At 69.8% G+C, this 14,879-nt stretch carries 11 protein-coding genes; 2 read left to right on the forward strand and 9 right to left on the reverse strand.

The genetic code is table 11. The annotated features are described in order from the left end of the window. Nucleotides 1-2,462: ATP/GTP-binding protein (locus ABZS97_RS09695; protein WP_356135546.1), on the reverse strand; the 2,462-nt coding region annotated here is incomplete at its 3' end. A 291-nt stretch (nt 2,463-2,753) separates the two neighbouring features. On the opposite strand from ABZS97_RS09695, the gene gabT reads away from it, so the two are divergent. Next, nucleotides 2,754-4,088, forward strand: a complete 1,335-nt coding sequence (gene gabT / locus ABZS97_RS09700; RefSeq protein WP_356135548.1) for a 4-aminobutyrate--2-oxoglutarate transaminase — start codon at nt 2,754-2,756, stop codon at nt 4,086-4,088. Nucleotides 4,089-4,257: 169 nt separating this feature from the next. Beyond that, complete coding sequence (locus ABZS97_RS09705) at nt 4,258-5,142, forward strand: phosphatase PAP2 family protein (protein ID WP_356135550.1); 885 nt, start codon at nt 4,258-4,260, stop codon at nt 5,140-5,142. Here ABZS97_RS09705 and ABZS97_RS09710 read toward each other — a convergent pair. From ABZS97_RS09710 to ABZS97_RS09745, 8 genes are all read right to left on the reverse strand, one after another. Further along, complete coding sequence (locus tag ABZS97_RS09710; RefSeq protein WP_356135552.1) at nt 5,081-6,895, reverse strand: glycoside hydrolase family 18 protein; 1,815 nt, start codon at nt 6,893-6,895, stop codon at nt 5,081-5,083. The two genes, ABZS97_RS09705 and ABZS97_RS09710, sit on opposite strands and share 62 nt — an antisense overlap. Before the next feature lie 86 nt (nt 6,896-6,981). After that, entirely contained in the window at nt 6,982-7,434 is a 453-nt protein-coding gene (locus ABZS97_RS09715) for a hypothetical protein (protein WP_356135554.1), read from the reverse strand. Nucleotides 7,435-7,615: 181 nt separating this feature from the next. Further along, a complete protein-coding gene (locus ABZS97_RS09720; RefSeq protein ID WP_356135557.1) occupies nt 7,616-9,034 on the reverse strand; it encodes an FAD-dependent oxidoreductase in 1,419 nt (472 codons plus the stop codon). Between the two features lie 21 nt (nt 9,035-9,055). Further along, nucleotides 9,056-9,856, reverse strand: a complete 801-nt coding sequence (locus tag ABZS97_RS09725) for an ABC transporter permease (RefSeq protein WP_356135559.1) — start codon at nt 9,854-9,856, stop codon at nt 9,056-9,058. Then, nucleotides 9,857-10,786 carry an ABC transporter permease gene (locus tag ABZS97_RS09730; protein WP_356135561.1) on the reverse strand — a complete coding sequence of 310 codons (930 nt, stop codon included), beginning with the start codon at nt 10,784-10,786 and terminating at the stop codon, nt 9,857-9,859. Then, the gene (locus ABZS97_RS09735) at nt 10,786-11,946 is read right to left on the reverse strand and encodes an ABC transporter ATP-binding protein (RefSeq protein ID WP_356135563.1); all 1,161 of its coding nucleotides are present in this window, start codon (nt 11,944-11,946) and stop codon (nt 10,786-10,788) included. The genes ABZS97_RS09730 and ABZS97_RS09735 overlap by 1 nt, the downstream gene beginning before the upstream one ends. Then, nucleotides 11,943-13,190 (reverse strand): spermidine/putrescine ABC transporter substrate-binding protein, encoded by a 1,248-nt coding sequence (locus tag ABZS97_RS09740; RefSeq protein ID WP_356135565.1) that lies wholly within the window; start codon nt 13,188-13,190, stop codon nt 11,943-11,945. The genes ABZS97_RS09735 and ABZS97_RS09740 overlap by 4 nt, the downstream gene beginning before the upstream one ends. A 127-nt stretch (nt 13,191-13,317) precedes the next feature. Then, nucleotides 13,318-14,844, reverse strand: coding sequence for a gamma-aminobutyraldehyde dehydrogenase (locus ABZS97_RS09745; RefSeq protein WP_356135566.1), 1,527 nt, complete (start codon nt 14,842-14,844; stop codon nt 13,318-13,320). Between the last annotated feature and the right edge of the window lie 35 nt (nt 14,845-14,879).

Below are 14,879 nucleotides of genomic sequence, written 5' to 3' on the forward strand. Positions count from 1 at the left end.
GTGCCGCCTTGGTGACGGTGAGCGGGATGTTGCCGGTGTTGCTGATGTCGAACGTCTTGGTGAGGGACTTCCCGCACGCTCGTCAGTGACAGCACCGCGTGCCCCGGCGGCACCCCCTGCGCCAGTTCGGAGGCGGACCAGCGCTCCCGCTCGACCTGTCGCACGGTGACGGCGTCCGTGGTCACGGCCTTCCCGGTCACCAGCTTGCGCAGGGCGTGGATGGCCCGGGTCATCGGCTGGTCGGCGAAGACGGTGTGCTTGGCGACGTCACGGGTCTCCACCCACTCCGTGCCCCACGCATGGGCGAACCGGCTGCCGTCCCAGGTGGTGACGCCGGAGAAGGCCATACGGCAGCCGACGGCCCCGTACAGCGGCCCGTGCAGCGCCTCGGGTACGTCGCCGATCGTGCGCAGCGCGAGCACCACGCCCGCGTTCTGGGACCGCAGCCGCTGAATCCGCCGTACGGAATCCGCGGTCAGCGCACCCGTGGCGTCATCGAGCACCAGACACGCGAAGTGAGACCGTTCGCCGCCGCTCTCACCCCCGCGCACCACCGCCGCGAACTGCGCCAGCACCAGCCTCGTGATCAGCCGCGAGGCCTCCTCGTGCCCGTGCTCGGGCACGTCGATGCGGACCCGCAGCGGATGGTGGGCGACGGCCCGCACGGAGAAGGGCCGCGCGCCGCCCGCACCGAAGAACTCGGCGAAGGCGGGCCGGTCCAGCAGCGCGAGCCGGTCGGCGAGCGCCGGACCGGGGTCCGCCGTGCTTCCGGCCTGCCGGGCCCGCGCTTCGAGCTCGCGGCGCATGGCGGCGTGCGCGTCGCCGGACAGTGCCTCCCGCAGGGAGGCCAGGGCGGAGGGCACGCCCTCCAGGAGTTCGCGCAGCTCGGGAAGGGAAGGGAAGACGCCGTGCACGGCCCGGTAGGGGCCGAGGAGTTGGGCGAGCGCGGTGGCGGCCCGCTGGCTGCCGACACCGTCCAGGTCTCCGACCAGGGCTTCGGCGAGGAAGGCGGCCGCTTCGTCGGGGTTCTCGGAGTCGGCGTACGGGTCGAGGTCGTGGACCGAGGCGGGGTCCCCGATCCGCACCACGACGTCGAACGCCGAGTCGGGCCCGAGGGGCGTACCGGCGGCCGCGACCACCACCACGGCGCACCGCCCGGTGAGCGCCTGCAGACCGAGCGATTCCACGACGGGCCGGACCAGGTGACGCGTCTTGCCGCAGCCGGACGGCCCCACGGCGAGCAGCGAGGTGCCGAGGGCGTCCGTGTCGAGGGCGGCGCCCACACCGCTGTAGGCGAGCGGGGTACGTTCCGCCGCCGTCCACCGGCCGATGCGCACCTGCCCCTCCCACGCGTCGTGCCGCATGGTGCGGGCGGGCAGATCCCGGGCGCCGGACGGGTGGGTCCAGGCCGCGGCGCCGTTGCGCAGCACGGTGTCGGTGAAGAGCGCGAGGCGGCTCGTGTCGCGCGTCGCGAGGTTCCAGGCGTGCCGTACCCGGGCGCAGTCCACGTCGTTCATACGGCCGGTGAGCAGCTCGGCGGTGAGCAGCTCGGCCGCCTGGTGCTGCCCGGCGGCGCGGAGCTCGGGCCACTGGGCGGGCGGCAGGGTCGCGACGGACGGTTCACGCGGGCCGTCGTTCACCCTGCCGCGGGCGGCGAGCCACTCCTTGCCGAGCGCCCACCAACCGCCGATGCGGGCGAAGGGCCACAGGACCAGCAGCGTGATGAGCGTGTACAGCAAGTCCGTCAGCAGCTGCGACTCGAAGATCTCGTAGCCGCCGGTGATCAGGACGAGGAGGGAGAACAGCGGCGCGACGACCGGCAGGGCGTCCCAGCCGACGCCGGGGAAGGCGTTCGGGAAGACGAAGCTCAGCGTGATCAGTGCGCCCGCGACCGCGAGCAGGGCACGGCCGGGCTGTCCCCGGCGGGTGACGAAGTGGCGTACGACGTCGGGCCAGCTGCCGAGGCGCCCCACGCCGTAGACGAGCAGGCCGAAGAACACGCCGTCGTAGACGACCCCCGCCTCCCGCCCCTCCATGCCCTTGGGGGAGGTGGTGCCGGCCCACCACCAGTCGTCCGGCGTGAACAGCTTCAGGACGGCCCACTGGTACGGCAGCCCGCCGTGCCGCCATACGGACCAGAGGAGAAGCGCCACCACCAGCGGCACCACGAGACCGATGATCGTGACCGGGGAGAGCCGCTCCGCCGCCTTGGCCGGGCGCGGTGTGCGGTAGCCGTACCGCCAGATCCCGGGCCCGGCGGCCGGCCGCGGCTCGTTCAGCCACTCCACGACGCTCGGCCGGTGCGCGGACGCCTGCTCGGGAACGGGCGGCGGCCCGGCGGGCACGGACGGCGGTCCGGCCGGCATCGCGGGCATGCCCGGAACCGGCGGCGGGGGCCCCGCGGGCCGCGGCACAGGATTCGCATGCGTACCCCGCGCGTCCTGCGTCCCGTCGCTGTTCATCGCCCTTGCCCCCTGACCAGCTGCTGCGTACACCGTCCGCGAGTCAATCTAACGCCCCCGCAAGGGGAGTTCACCGCTTACGCGGCCGGGTCCGCCTCGCCGGGCCGGCAGGCCTCTATGTCCACGGCGGACAACCCGAATCGCCGACAACGCCCACATGGAGCATGCCGACCCTCCGCTCCCCGCCCTAGCCTGCGAGAAAAGAAGGCAAGCGTCCGAAAACACCCCCGCCCGGAACACCCGCCCGCCGGGAGCCGTCCGGTTCGCAGGATCATCATCAGGGAGCCCCTCATGACCGCACTTCCGCAGGAGCGCCGCGTCGTCACCGCCATCCCCGGCCCGAAGTCGCAGGAACTGCAGGCCCGCCGCCTCGCCGCGGTCGCGGCCGGTGTGGGGTCCGTGCTGCCGGTCTTCACCGCGCGCGCGGGCGGCGGGATCATCGAGGACGTCGACGGCAACCGCCTGATCGACTTCGGCTCCGGCATCGCCGTGACGTCCGTCGGCGCCTCCGCCGAGGCCGTCGTACGCCGCGCCTCGGCGCAGCTCCAGGACTTCACGCACACCTGTTTCATGGTCACGCCGTACGAGGGCTACGTCGCCGTCGCCGAGGCGCTCGCCGAGCTGACGCCGGGCGACCACGCCAAGAAGTCGGCGCTGTTCAACAGCGGCGCCGAGGCCGTCGAGAACGCCGTCAAGATCGCCCGCGCGTACACCAAGCGCCAGGCCGTCGTCGTCTTCGACCACGGCTACCACGGCCGTACGAACCTCACGATGGCGCTGACCGCCAAGAACATGCCGTACAAGAACGGCTTCGGCCCGTTCGCGCCCGAGGTCTACCGCGTGCCGGTGGCGTACGGCTACCGCTGGCTGACCGGCCCCGAGAACGCCGGCGCGGAGGCCTCCGCCCAGGCGATCGACATGATCAACAAGCAGATCGGCGCCGAGAACGTCGCCGCGATCATCATCGAGCCGGTGCTCGGCGAGGGCGGCTTCATCGAGCCCGCGAAGGGCTTCCTGCCGGCGATCAGCAAGTTCGCGTCCGACAACGGCATCGTCTTCGTCGCCGACGAGATCCAGTCCGGGTTCTGCCGCACCGGCCAGTGGTTCGCCTGTGAGGACGAGGGCATCGTCCCGGACCTGATCACCACCGCCAAGGGCATCGCGGGCGGCCTCCCGCTCGCCGCCGTCACCGGCCGCGCCGAGATCATGGACGCCGCGCACGCGGGCGGCCTGGGCGGCACCTACGGCGGCAACCCGGTGGCCTGCGCGGGTGCGCTCGGCTCGATCGAGACGATGAAGGAGCTCGATCTCAACGCCAGGGCGAAGGCGATCGAGGCGACGATGAAGACCCGCCTGACCGCCATGCAGGACAAGTTCGACATCATCGGCGACGTCCGCGGCCGTGGCGCCATGATCGCCATCGAGCTGGTCAAGGACCGCGACACCAAGGAGCCGAACGCCGAGGCGACCGCCGCGCTCGCCAAGGCCTGCCACCAGGAGGGCCTGCTGGTGCTGACCTGTGGCACGTACGGAAACGTCCTCCGCTTCCTGCCGCCGCTGGTCATCGGCGAGGACCTCCTGAACGAAGGCCTCGACATCATCGAGCAGGCCTTCGCCCGCATCTGACGCCCCACCCGCCCCACGGCCGGATTCCGCTTCACTCGTGTGGGTGAACGCGGGCCCTTCCGGCGCCTCGGCGGCAAGGGTCAGAGCGTGTGAAGAAGGTGTGCGAGGTGCATGACGGGACGCGATTCCGCCTGTCGGACCCGCACCCCCTGCCGTAGGTTCTATGCAGATGAGAGATACACCCCGCCCACAGGGGACTGTGGGCGACACCGGGTCGGGGCCTCCCCAGCTTCGCCCTGGTCGTGCCCTCGCGCACACACTCGGAGCCTCTGGCTCCGGATCTCCTCACCGATCGGACAGTCGCCCGCCCCAAACCCCCCGGGGCGTGCGACAACCCGATCCGGACGGCCGCCTCGGAACTACCCCCCCTGTTCCGGGGCGGCCGTCCTCTTTCGGACTCCTCGGGCTTCTCGGATTCTTCGCTCTTCCGGCCGTCCTCTTCGCCCTGATCACCTGGCAGGTCGTCGTGGGCGGCCCTCTTGCGCGCGCGGACGAACGCCTCAGCGCCGCCGTCGTGCAGCCCGAGCGGATCTACGGATTCCTCTCCGACTTCGGCAACAGCACGGTCGCCGTTCCCGTCCTCGCCGCCGTCCTGGTGTACGTCGCATGGCGCGCCCGGGCCGCCCGGCTGCCGCGCTGGTGGCTGGAACCGGCCGCCGGGGCCGTACTCATGGCCGCCGTACCGGCGCTGGTCGTCCCCCTGAAGGAACTGACCGCCCGGCCGGGCCCACCGACCATGGGCCCGGACTCGGGAACCGCCTTCTACCCCTCGGGCCACACGGCGACCGCCGTCATCGCCTACGGCACCGCGACCCTGCTCCTCCTCCCCTGGCTGCACGGCCGCCGCAGCCGCCGCGCCCTGCTCGCCGCCTGCGCCGCCCTCAACCTCGCGGTCCCCTTCGGCCTGATCCGCCGCGGCTACCACTGGCCCCTGGACGTGGCGGGGAGCTGGTGTCTGTGCACGATGCTGCTCGCCGCGCTGTGGCTCTTCCTCAGCCGAAGTAGCCGTCGAAGTTCTTCGAGAACTCCCCGTTCGCGAAGCGGTCCCAGTTGACCGACCAGGTCATCAGGCCGCGCAGGGCGGGCCAGGTGCCGTGGGTGGCGTACGAGCCGCAGTTGGTCTTCCTGGTCAGGCAGTCCAGGGCCTTGTTCACCTCTGCCGGCGACACGTATCCGTTGCCCGCGTTGGTCGTCGCCGGCATGCCGATCGCGATCTGATCGGGGCGCAGCGGCGGGAAGACGTTGTTCGCGTCGCCCGCGACCGGGAAGCCGGTCAGGAGCATGTCGGTCATCGCGATGTGGAAGTCGGCGCCGCCCATGGAGTGGTACTGGTTGTCGAGGCCCATGATCGACCCGGAGTTGTAGTCCTGGACGTGCAGCAGCGTCAGGTCGTCGCGCAGGGCGTAGATCACCGGGAGGTACGCTCCCGCGCGCGGGTCCTGGCCGCCCCACTTGCCGGTGCCGTAGTACTGGTACCCGAGTTGGACGAAGAAGGTCTCCGGCGCCATCGTCAGCACGAACTTCGTGCCGTACTTCGCCTTCAGGGTCTTCAGGGCCGAGATCAGGTTGACGATCACGGGCGTGGTCGGGCTCCTGAAGTTGGTGTCGCTCGCGTCGAGGGAGAGTGAGTGGCCCTCGAAGTCGATGTCCAGGCCGTCGAGGCCGTAGGTGTCGATGATCTTCGAGACCGAGGACACGAAGGTGTCGCGGGCCGCCGTCGTCGTCAGCTGGACCTGGCCGTTCTGGCCGCCGATGGATATCAGGACCTTCTTGCCCGCCGCCTGCTTCGCCTTGATGGCCGCCTTGAAGTCGGCGTCGCTCTCGACGCTCGGGCACTCGGTGACCGGGCAGCGCGTGAAGCGGATGTCGCCGGAGGTGGTGGAGGTGGGTTCGCCGAAGGCGAGGTCGATGACGTCCCAGCTGTCGGGGACGTCGGCCATCCGCGTGTAGCCGGCGCCGTTGGCGAAGCTCGCGTGGAGGTAGCCGACCAGGGCGTGGGCGGGCAGGTCGGTGGAGCCGCTCGATCCGGCCGATGTCGTCGCGGTCACCGCCGCCGATCTGGCCGACTCCCCCGCGGCGTTCACCGCGGCGACCTGGAAGCTGTACGCGGTGGAGGGCGCGAGGCCGCTCACGGTGGCCGAAGTGCCGGTCGCCGTCTGGACTTTCGCCCCGTCGCGGTAGATCGCGTAACCGGTCGCGCCGGAGACCGCGGACCAGGAGAGGGGGACGCTGCTGGACGTGACGGTGCCGGCCTTGAGGCCGGTGGGCGCGGCGGGCGGCTGACCGGCGTCGACGCCGGGGCCGGTCAGGGAGACGTCGTCGGCGTAGTAGGCCCCGGTGCCGTACCAGCCATGGGTGTAGATCGTGACCTTGGTGGTGGACGCTCCGGTGCGGAAGGTGCTGGTGAGGTGCTGCCAGTCGGGGGCGGACTGGGTCCAGGTGGAGACGTCGGTGGTGCCGGTGCCGCTCGCGCCGAGGTAGACGTAGCTGCCGCGGACGTATCCGGCGAGGGTGTACTGCGAGTCGGGTTTGACGGTAACTGTCTGCGCGCACTGGGCGTTGTCGCTGCCGGCCGGGGTCGCCTTCAGCGCGGAACTTCCGCTGCGCACAGGTGAGTTGACGCTCGCACCGCTGCCCGCGGTACAGGTCCAGCCGTCCAGGCCGGACTCGAAGCCGCCGTTTCGGGCGAGGTCCGCGTCGGCCGCACGGGCGGCCGACGAGAGCGCGGTCATGCCGGGTACGGCCAGGAGGACGGCCGTGCCCACAGCGAGAAGTCGGCGACGCGCGAGTGGTCTGGTGCGATCCACAACTGCCTCCAGGCATGGGGGGATTCAGGAGGGTGGAGCGCGCCCAATTTGGTCCAGACCAATTCACTTGTCAAGACCTCTGACGGTCAGCGGTCCTCCTCCATGGCGAGACCCGCGGCCGCCTCGTGCATCGCCAGTTCCAGCAACGCCGGGTCGGTGAGGGTGCCCGAACCGTCCGGCGGGACGAGCCAGCGGACACTGCCGCTCGACCGTCCGGGGTACGGCACCACGATCCACGTGCCGCGCCCCGCCGTGCGCACCCCCGTGCCCAGCCACCGGGCCGCCGTGCCCGCGGGCACGAAGAAGCCCATCCGGGCGTCGCCGAAGTCGACGAGCACCGGGCCGGGTTGGTCGATCACGCGGGTCAATACGTCGAGCGTGGGATAGCCGAGAGCACCCGGCAGGATGAGCACGTCCCAGAGTTTTCCCGCCGGAAGCAGCGCGACCCCGAGGGGGTTGCGCTCCCATTCCCACCGGCAGGCCTCGGGATCCGGAGCCACGGATGCCAGCCACTCGACCGCGGTCTTGGCCCCTGTCATGACGGAACCTCCCTCTTTCTCGTGTGGACGCCAGTCGCGTCACAGGAGAGAGGGAGGTCCCCGGCCGAGCATTACGCGGGTTTCCTCTACCAGTTGGTAGTGAACCGCGTCACTGCGGTTGAGCAGGGCGTACGCCGTTGGATCAAGGGCGCTTCGATGCGCCCCCGTGCCCCGCCGGACGTCAACTGTCGAAGCCCAGCCCCAGCTTGTCCATCGTCTTCAGCCACAGGTTGCGGCGCCCGCCGTGCGCGTCCGCGCGGGCCAGCGACCACTTGGTGAGGGCGATGCCCGTCCAGGCGAAGGGCTCGGGCGGGAAGGGCAGCGGCTTCTTGCGGACCATTTCGAGGGAGGTGCGCTCCGTGGTCTCGCCCGACAGCAGGTCCAGCATCACGTCCGCGCCGAAGCGGGTCGCGCCCACGCCGAGGCCCGTGTACCCGGCCGCGTACGCGACCTTCCCCTGGTGCGCGGTGCCGAAGAAGGCAGAGAAGCGCGAGCAGGTGTCGATGGCGCCGCCCCACGCGTGCGTGAACCGCACGCCCTCCAGCTGCGGGAAGCAGGTGAAGAAGTGCCCGGCGAGCTTCGCGTACGTCTCCGGGCGGTCGTCGTACTCGGCGCGCACCCGGCCGCCGTACGGGTAGATCGCGTCGTACCCGCCCCACAGGATGCGGTTGTCGGCGGAGAGCCGGAAGTAGTGGAACTGGTTGGCGCTGTCGCCGAGTCCCTGGCGGTTCTTCCAGCCGATGGAGGCGAGTTGGTCGGCGGTCAGCGGTTCGGTCATCAGCGCGTAGTCGTAGACCGGCACGGTGTACGACCGCACGCGCTTGACCAGGTTCGGGAAGATGTTGGTGCCGAGCGCGACCTTGCGGGCGCGGACCGAGCCGTACGGCGTGCGGACGGCCATCCCGGCGCCGTACGCCTTCAGGTCGAGCGCGGGCGTGTTCTCGTACACCCGCACCCCCAGCTGCACGCAGGCGCGCTTGAGGCCCCAGGCGAGCTTGGCGGGGTGCAGCATGGCGACGCCGCGACGGTCGTGCAGGCCGGCCAGGAAGGTCGGCGAGTCGACCTGCTCGCGGACCGCGTCGGCGTCCAGGAACTCGACGCCCTCCGCGAGGCCCGCGCGCTCCAGTTCCTCGTACCACTCACGCAGTTCGGCCGCCTGGTGCGGCTCGGTGGCGACGTCGATCTCGCCGGTGCGCTCGAAGTCGCAGTCGATGGAGTAGCGGGCGACCGCCGCCTCGATCTCGTCGAGGTTGCGGGCGCCCAGCTCCTCCAGCTTCCCGATCTCGTCCGGCCAGCGGGTGAGCCCGTTGGCCAGACCATGGGTGAGCGATGCGGCGCAGAAGCCGCCGTTGCGGCCGGAGGCGGCCCAGCCCACCTCGCGGCCCTCCACCAGCACCACGTCCCGCTGCGGGTCGCGCTCCTTGGCGATCAGCGCGGTCCACAGTCCGCTGTAGCCACCGCCGACGACGAGCAGGTCGCAGGTCTCGGCGCCGGTGAGGGCGGGCTCGGGGCGGGGCTTTCCGGGGTCGTCCAGCCAGTACGACACCGGCTGGGCTTCGGAAAGAGACTTCGTCCAACTGCTCATGGCGCCTGGGGCCATGATTTCAACTCCCTACGAGCGTTATGCCTTTTGCCTGTTCCGACGGTTTCCTACGACCATGGCGAACAGGACGAACAGTACGGCGATGAGGAACATGGCCGTACCGATGACATTGATCTGAACGGGTGTTCCGCGCTGCGCCGAACCCCAGACGAACATGGGGAAGGTGACGGTCGAGCCCGCGTTGAAATTGGTGATGATGAAATCGTCGAAGGAGAGCGCGAAGGCGAGCAGTGCGCCCGCGGCGATTCCGGGGGCCGCGATGGGCAGCGTGACGCGCACGAAGGTCTGCACCGGCCCTGCGTACAGGTCCTGCGCCGCCTGCTCAAGACGCGGGTCCATCGACATCACACGTGCCTTCACGGCGGTGACGACGAAGCTGAGGCAGAACATGATGTGGGCGATGAGGATCGTCCAGAAGCCCAGCTGGGCGCCCATGTTGAGGAACAGGGTGAGCAGCGAGGCGGCCATGACGACCTCGGGCATCGCCATCGGCAGGAAGATCAGCGAGTTCACCGCGCCGCGTGCGCGGAAGCGGTAGCGGACCAGCGCGAAGGCGATCATCGTGCCGAGGACCGTGGCGCCGAGCGTCGCCCAGACGGCGATCTGCAGGCTCAGCGAGAGCGAGCCGCACATGTCGGCGACGCCGCACGGGTCGCGCCAGGCGTCCGTGGAGAAGTTCTGCCACTCGTAGTTGAAGCGCCCCTTCGGCTTGTTGAAGGAGAACACCGTGACGACGACATTGGGCAGCAGCAGATATCCGAGCGTCAGCAGTCCCGCGATGACGACGAAATGACGCTTGAGCCAGTTGACGACGGCCATTTAAACCAGATCCTCCGTCCCGGACTTACGGATGTAGAACGTGACCATGAAGAGGATTCCGGCCATGAGGATGAACGAGAGCGCCGCGGCTGTCGGATAGTCGAGAATCCGCAGGAACTGCGTCTGGATGACGTTGCCGACCATGCGGGTGTCCGTGGAGCCGAGCAGGTCGGCGTTCACGTAGTCACCGCTGGCCGGGATGAAGGTCAGCAGTGTTCCGGAGACGACGCCCGGCATCGACAGCGGGAAGGTCACCTTGCGGAAGGTGGTGAACGGCCGCGCGTACAGGTCGCCCGCCGCCTCGTGCAGCCGCCCGTCGATCCGCTCCAGCGAGGTGTAGAGCGGCAGGATCATGAACGGCAGGAAGTTGTACGTCAATCCGCAGACCACCGCGAGGGGTGTCGCGAGGACGCGGTCGCCGGCCGTGATGCCGAGCCAGCTGGTGACGTCCAGGACGTGCAGCGAGTTGAGGGCGCCGACCACCGGGCCGCCGTCCGCGAGGATCGTCTTCCAGGCGAGGGTGCGGATCAGGAAGCTGGTGAAGAACGGCGCGATCACCAGGATCATGATCAGGTTGCGCCAGCGGCCCGCGCGGAAGGCGATCAGATAGGCCAGCGGGTAGCCGAGCAGCAGGCACAGGATCGTCGCCGAGCCCGCGTAGAGGATGGAGCGCAGGAACTGCGGGTAGTAGTCGACCAGCGCGTCCCAGTACGTCTGGAAGTGCCAGGTGACCTTGAAGCCGTCCTCCAGGGAGCCCGTCTGCACGGACGTGGAGGCCTGGTAGACCATCGGCAGCGCGAAGAAGACGATCAGCCACAGCATGCCGGGCAGCAGCAGCCAGTACGGCGTCAGGCGGCCCCGTTTGCGCGGCGGCTTCTTCTCGGGCGCGCTGGGCGCGAGAGGCGGTGGCGCCTCGGTGAGCGTCGACATCAGGCGGCCTCTTCCTCGACCGACTCGACACCCGCGTCTATGTCCTGCGCCGCGTCCAGGCCGAAGGTGTGCGCCGGGTTCCAGTGCAGGACGACGTCGGTGCCGGGCACCAGCCGGGGGTCGCGGTCCACGTTCTGGGCGTAGACCTCGAACTCCGGGCAGACCGCGCTGTCGATGACGTACTGCGTGGAGACGCCGATGAAGCTGGAGTCGGCGATCTTTCCGGTGATGCGGTTGCGGCCCGCCGGGATCTCCCCTGCGTCGTCGGCGTGCGTCAGCGAGATCTTCTCGGGGCGCACGCCGACCAGCACCTTGCCGCCGGTCGCCGTGGGCGCCGAACATCGCGCCTCGGGCAGCATCAGCTTGCCGCCGCCGGCCCTGAGGACGATCTCGTCGCCGCTCTTGGAGTCGACCTCGGCCTCGATGAGGTTGGAGGTGCCGAGGAAGTTGGCGACGAACGTGGTGTTCGGGTTCTCGTAGAGGTCGGCGGGCGAGCCGAGTTGCTCGACGCGGCCTCCGTTCATCACGGCGACCGTGTCGGCCATGGTCATGGCCTCCTCCTGGTCGTGCGTGACATGGATGAAGGTGATGCCGACCTCGGTCTGGATGCGCTTGAGCTCCAGCTGCATCTGGCGGCGCAGCTTGAGGTCGAGGGCGCCGAGGGGTTCGTCGAGCAGGAGCACCTTGGGCGTGTTGATCAGCGCGCGGGCCACGGCGACACGCTGCTGCTGGCCGCCGGAGAGCTGGTGCGGCTTCTTGCGGGCCTGCTCGCCGAGCTGGACGAGCTCCAGCATGTCCTCGACCTGCTTCTTCACCGACTTGATGCCGCGCCGGCGCAGACCGAAGGCGACGTTCTCGAAGATGTCGAGGTGCGGGAAGAGGGCGTACGACTGGAAGACGGTGTTCACCGGCCGCTTGTACGGCGGCAGGTTCGTCACGTCCTGGTCGCCGAGCGAGACGGTGCCCCCGGAGGGCTCCTCCAGGCCGGCGATCATGCGCAGGGTGGTGGTCTTGCCGCAGCCCGAGGCGCCCAGCAGGGCGAAGAAGGAACCCTGCGGCACGGTCAGGTCGAGCGGATGCACGGCGGTGAAGGAGCCGTACGTCTTGCTGATCCCGGAGAGGCGGACGTCGCCGCTGTTGTCATTCGTCATCGTGGTCACGCCCCTGTGAGCTTCGCGAACTTCTCTTCGTAGGCCGTCTCTTCCTTCTGGCTCAGTGAGCGGAAGGCGTGCGACTTGGCGGCCATGGCCTTGTCAGGAATGATCAGCGGGTTGTTCGCCGCGTCCTTGTCGATCCTCGCGAGATAGGGCTTCACCCCGTCGACGGGACAGACGTAGTTGATGTAGGCGGCGAGTTTCGCGGCCGGCTCGGGCTCGTAGTAGTAGTCCATGAGCCGCTCGGCGTTCGTCTTGTGACGTGCCTTGTTGGGGATCAGCATGTTGTCCGTGGACGTCAGGTAGCCGCTGTCCGGGATGATGAAGTCGACGTCCGGGCTGTCCGCCTTGAGCTGGACGACGTCACCGGCCCAGGCGACACAGGCCGCGAGGTCGCCCTTGGTGAGGTCGGACGTGTAGTCGTTGCCGGTGAAGCGGCGGATCTGGCCCTTGTCGACGGCCTTCTGGAGGCGGGCGATCGCCGCGTCGTAGTCGTCGTCGGTGAACTTCGACGGGTCCTTGCCCATGTCCAGCAGCGTCATGCCCATGCTGTCGCGCATCTCCGAGAGGAAGCCGATGCGCCCCTTGAGCTTGGGGTTGTCGAGCATGTCGGAGATCGACTTCACCTCGATGCCGTCGAGCGCCTTCTTGTTGTAGGCGATGACGGTCGAGATGCCCTGCCAGGGGTACGAGTAGGCGCGGCCCGGGTCCCAGTCGGGGTTGCGGAACTGCTGCGAGAGGTTGGTGTAGGCGTGCGGCAGGTTGGCCGCGTCCAGTTTCTGGACCCACCCGAAGCGGATCATCCGCGCCGCCAGCCAGTCGGTGACGACGATGATGTCGCGTCCGGTGTCCTGGCCCGCCGCGAGCTGCGGCTTGATCTTGCCGAAGAACTCGACGTTGTCGTTGATGTCCTCGGTGTACTTGACCTTGATGCCGGTGCGTTCGGTGAACGTGTCGAGCGTGGGGTGGTGCTTCTCGCTGTCGTCCACGTCCATGTACTCGGTCCAGTTGGAGAAGTTGATCGTCTTCTCCTTGGCCGAGTGGTCCTCGGCGGAGACGCCGCCCTGGGTCTTGCCGGCGGCGGGGATCCCGCAGCCGCTCAGCGCCCCGAGACCGCCGACGGCGAGCGCGCCGCCGGCGGAGGCGCGCAGCAGTGAACGGCGGCTGAGAGAGGCCCTGCCGTTCCTGTAACTGCGCCGCATGGCGGCCAGTTGGACCGGGGAGAGTCGGTCGGGCTCGTACTGCTCCATGCTCGTGGTGCCTTTCCGGAGTGTCGCGGCCTGGTCTCGGCCTGGTCTGCCCCCTGCGGTAGCCGGCCGGTCGCCGGCGAACGGTCGGTCGATCCCGGCCGACCGTCGCCCGCGACCGGTCGGCCGGCTACGGCCGGTCCCCGAAGATCGTGCGGTGCCAGCCCTTCCTGACCTCCGCCGTGTTGTCGAACATGACGTGCTTGATCTGGGTGTACTCCTCGAACGAGTACGCCGACATGTCCTTGCCGCTACCGGACGCCTTGTATCCGCCGTGCGGCATCTCGCTGATGATCGGAATGTGGTCGTTGACCCACACGCAGCCCGCCTTGATCTCGCGGGTGGCGCGGCCCGCCCGGTACACGTCGCGGCTCCACGCGGAGGCGGCCAGCCCGTACGGCGTGTCGTTGGCGAGCCGGATGCCCTCGTCGTCGGTGTCGAAGGGGAGCACCACCAGGACGGGACCGAAGATCTCGGACTGCACGATCTCGCTGTCCTGGGCGGCGCCCACGACCAGGGTGGGCCGGTAGTACGCGCCGCTCTTGAGCTCTCCCTGGGGGGCCTCGCCGCCGGTGACGACCTCGGCGTAGGCGCGGGCGCGGTCGACGAATCCGGCGACGCGGTCGCGCTGGGCGTGCGAGATCAGCGGGCCGAGGTCGGTGCCGGGCGCGAAGGGGTCGCCCACGCGGACGCTCGCCATGAGGGCGGCCGTCTTCGCGACGAACTCCTCGTAGAGGGGCCTTTGCACGTACGCGCGCGTGGCGGCCGTGCAGTCCTGGCCGGTGTTGATGAGCGAGCCCGCGACCGCGCCGTGCACGGCGGCGTCCACGTCGGCGTCGTCGAAGACGACGAAGGGGGCCTTGCCGCCCAGCTCCAGGTGGAGCCGCTTGACGGTCGAGGTGGCGAGCTCGGCGACCCGCTTGCCGACGGCGGTGGACCCGGTGAAGGAGGTCATGGCGACGTCGGGGTGGCCGACCAGGTGCTCGCCCGCGTCCTTCCCTGTGCCCGTGATGATGTTGACGACCCCGTCGGGGATCCCGGCCGCGGTAGCCGCCTCGGCGAACAGCAGCGAGGTGAGCGGGGTCAGCTCGGCGGGCTTCAGCACGATCGTGTTGCCCGCGGCGATGGCCGGGAGGATCTTCCAGGCCGCCATCTGGAGGGGGTAGTTCCAGGGCGCGATGGAGCCGACGACTCCGATGGGCTCACGGCGTACGTACGAGGTGTGGTCGCCGGAGTACTCGCCCGCGGACTGCCCCTGGAGGTGCCGGGCCGCGCCCGCGAAGAACGAGGTGTTGTCGATCGTGCCGGGCACGTCGAACTCACGGGTGAGTTTGAGGGGTTTGCCGCACTGCAGGGACTCGGCCTGCGCGAATTCCTCGGCGCGGTCGGCGAGCACGGCGGCGAAGCGGTGCAGCGCGTCGGAGCGCTCGCCGGGGGTGGCACCCGCCCAGCCGGGGAACGCCTGACGAGCCGCGGCGACGGCCGCGTCCACGTCCACGGTGCTCGCCAGTTCGTACGAGTAGACCTCGTCGCCGGTGGCGGGGTCGACCACCGCGTGCGTGCGGCCGGAGGTGCCCTTGGTCAGCCGCCCGGCGATGTACTGGGCGCCGTCCGCGAAACGGTCCTGCGCCTGGAAGCGATGGCCCGCATTGTGCATGTCGCTCTCCTCCGCCACCCTCCCCGTCCAGCGGG

This window comes from Streptomyces sp. NPDC005485, from assembly GCF_040606085.1.
Classification (GTDB): domain Bacteria; phylum Actinomycetota; class Actinomycetes; order Streptomycetales; family Streptomycetaceae; genus Streptomyces.

What these genes read in the sequence shown, in the direction of transcription:
- gabT (WP_356135548.1), top strand. Translation starts at nt 2,754, where the DNA reads ATGACCGCACTTCCGCAGGAGCGCCGCGTCGTCACCGCCATCCCCGGC.
- ABZS97_RS09705 (WP_356135550.1), top strand. Translation starts at nt 4,258, where the DNA reads ATGAGAGATACACCCCGCCCACAGGGGACTGTGGGCGACACCGGGTCG.
- ABZS97_RS09715 (WP_356135554.1), bottom strand. Translation starts at nt 7,434, where the DNA reads ATGACAGGGGCCAAGACCGCGGTCGAGTGGCTGGCATCCGTGGCTCCG.
- ABZS97_RS09720 (WP_356135557.1), bottom strand. Translation starts at nt 9,034, where the DNA reads ATGGCCCCAGGCGCCATGAGCAGTTGGACGAAGTCTCTTTCCGAAGCC.
- ABZS97_RS09725 (WP_356135559.1), bottom strand. Translation starts at nt 9,856, where the DNA reads ATGGCCGTCGTCAACTGGCTCAAGCGTCATTTCGTCGTCATCGCGGGA.
- ABZS97_RS09730 (WP_356135561.1), bottom strand. Translation starts at nt 10,786, where the DNA reads ATGTCGACGCTCACCGAGGCGCCACCGCCTCTCGCGCCCAGCGCGCCC.
- ABZS97_RS09740 (WP_356135565.1), bottom strand. Translation starts at nt 13,190, where the DNA reads ATGGAGCAGTACGAGCCCGACCGACTCTCCCCGGTCCAACTGGCCGCC.
- ABZS97_RS09745 (WP_356135566.1), bottom strand. Translation starts at nt 14,844, where the DNA reads ATGCACAATGCGGGCCATCGCTTCCAGGCGCAGGACCGTTTCGCGGAC.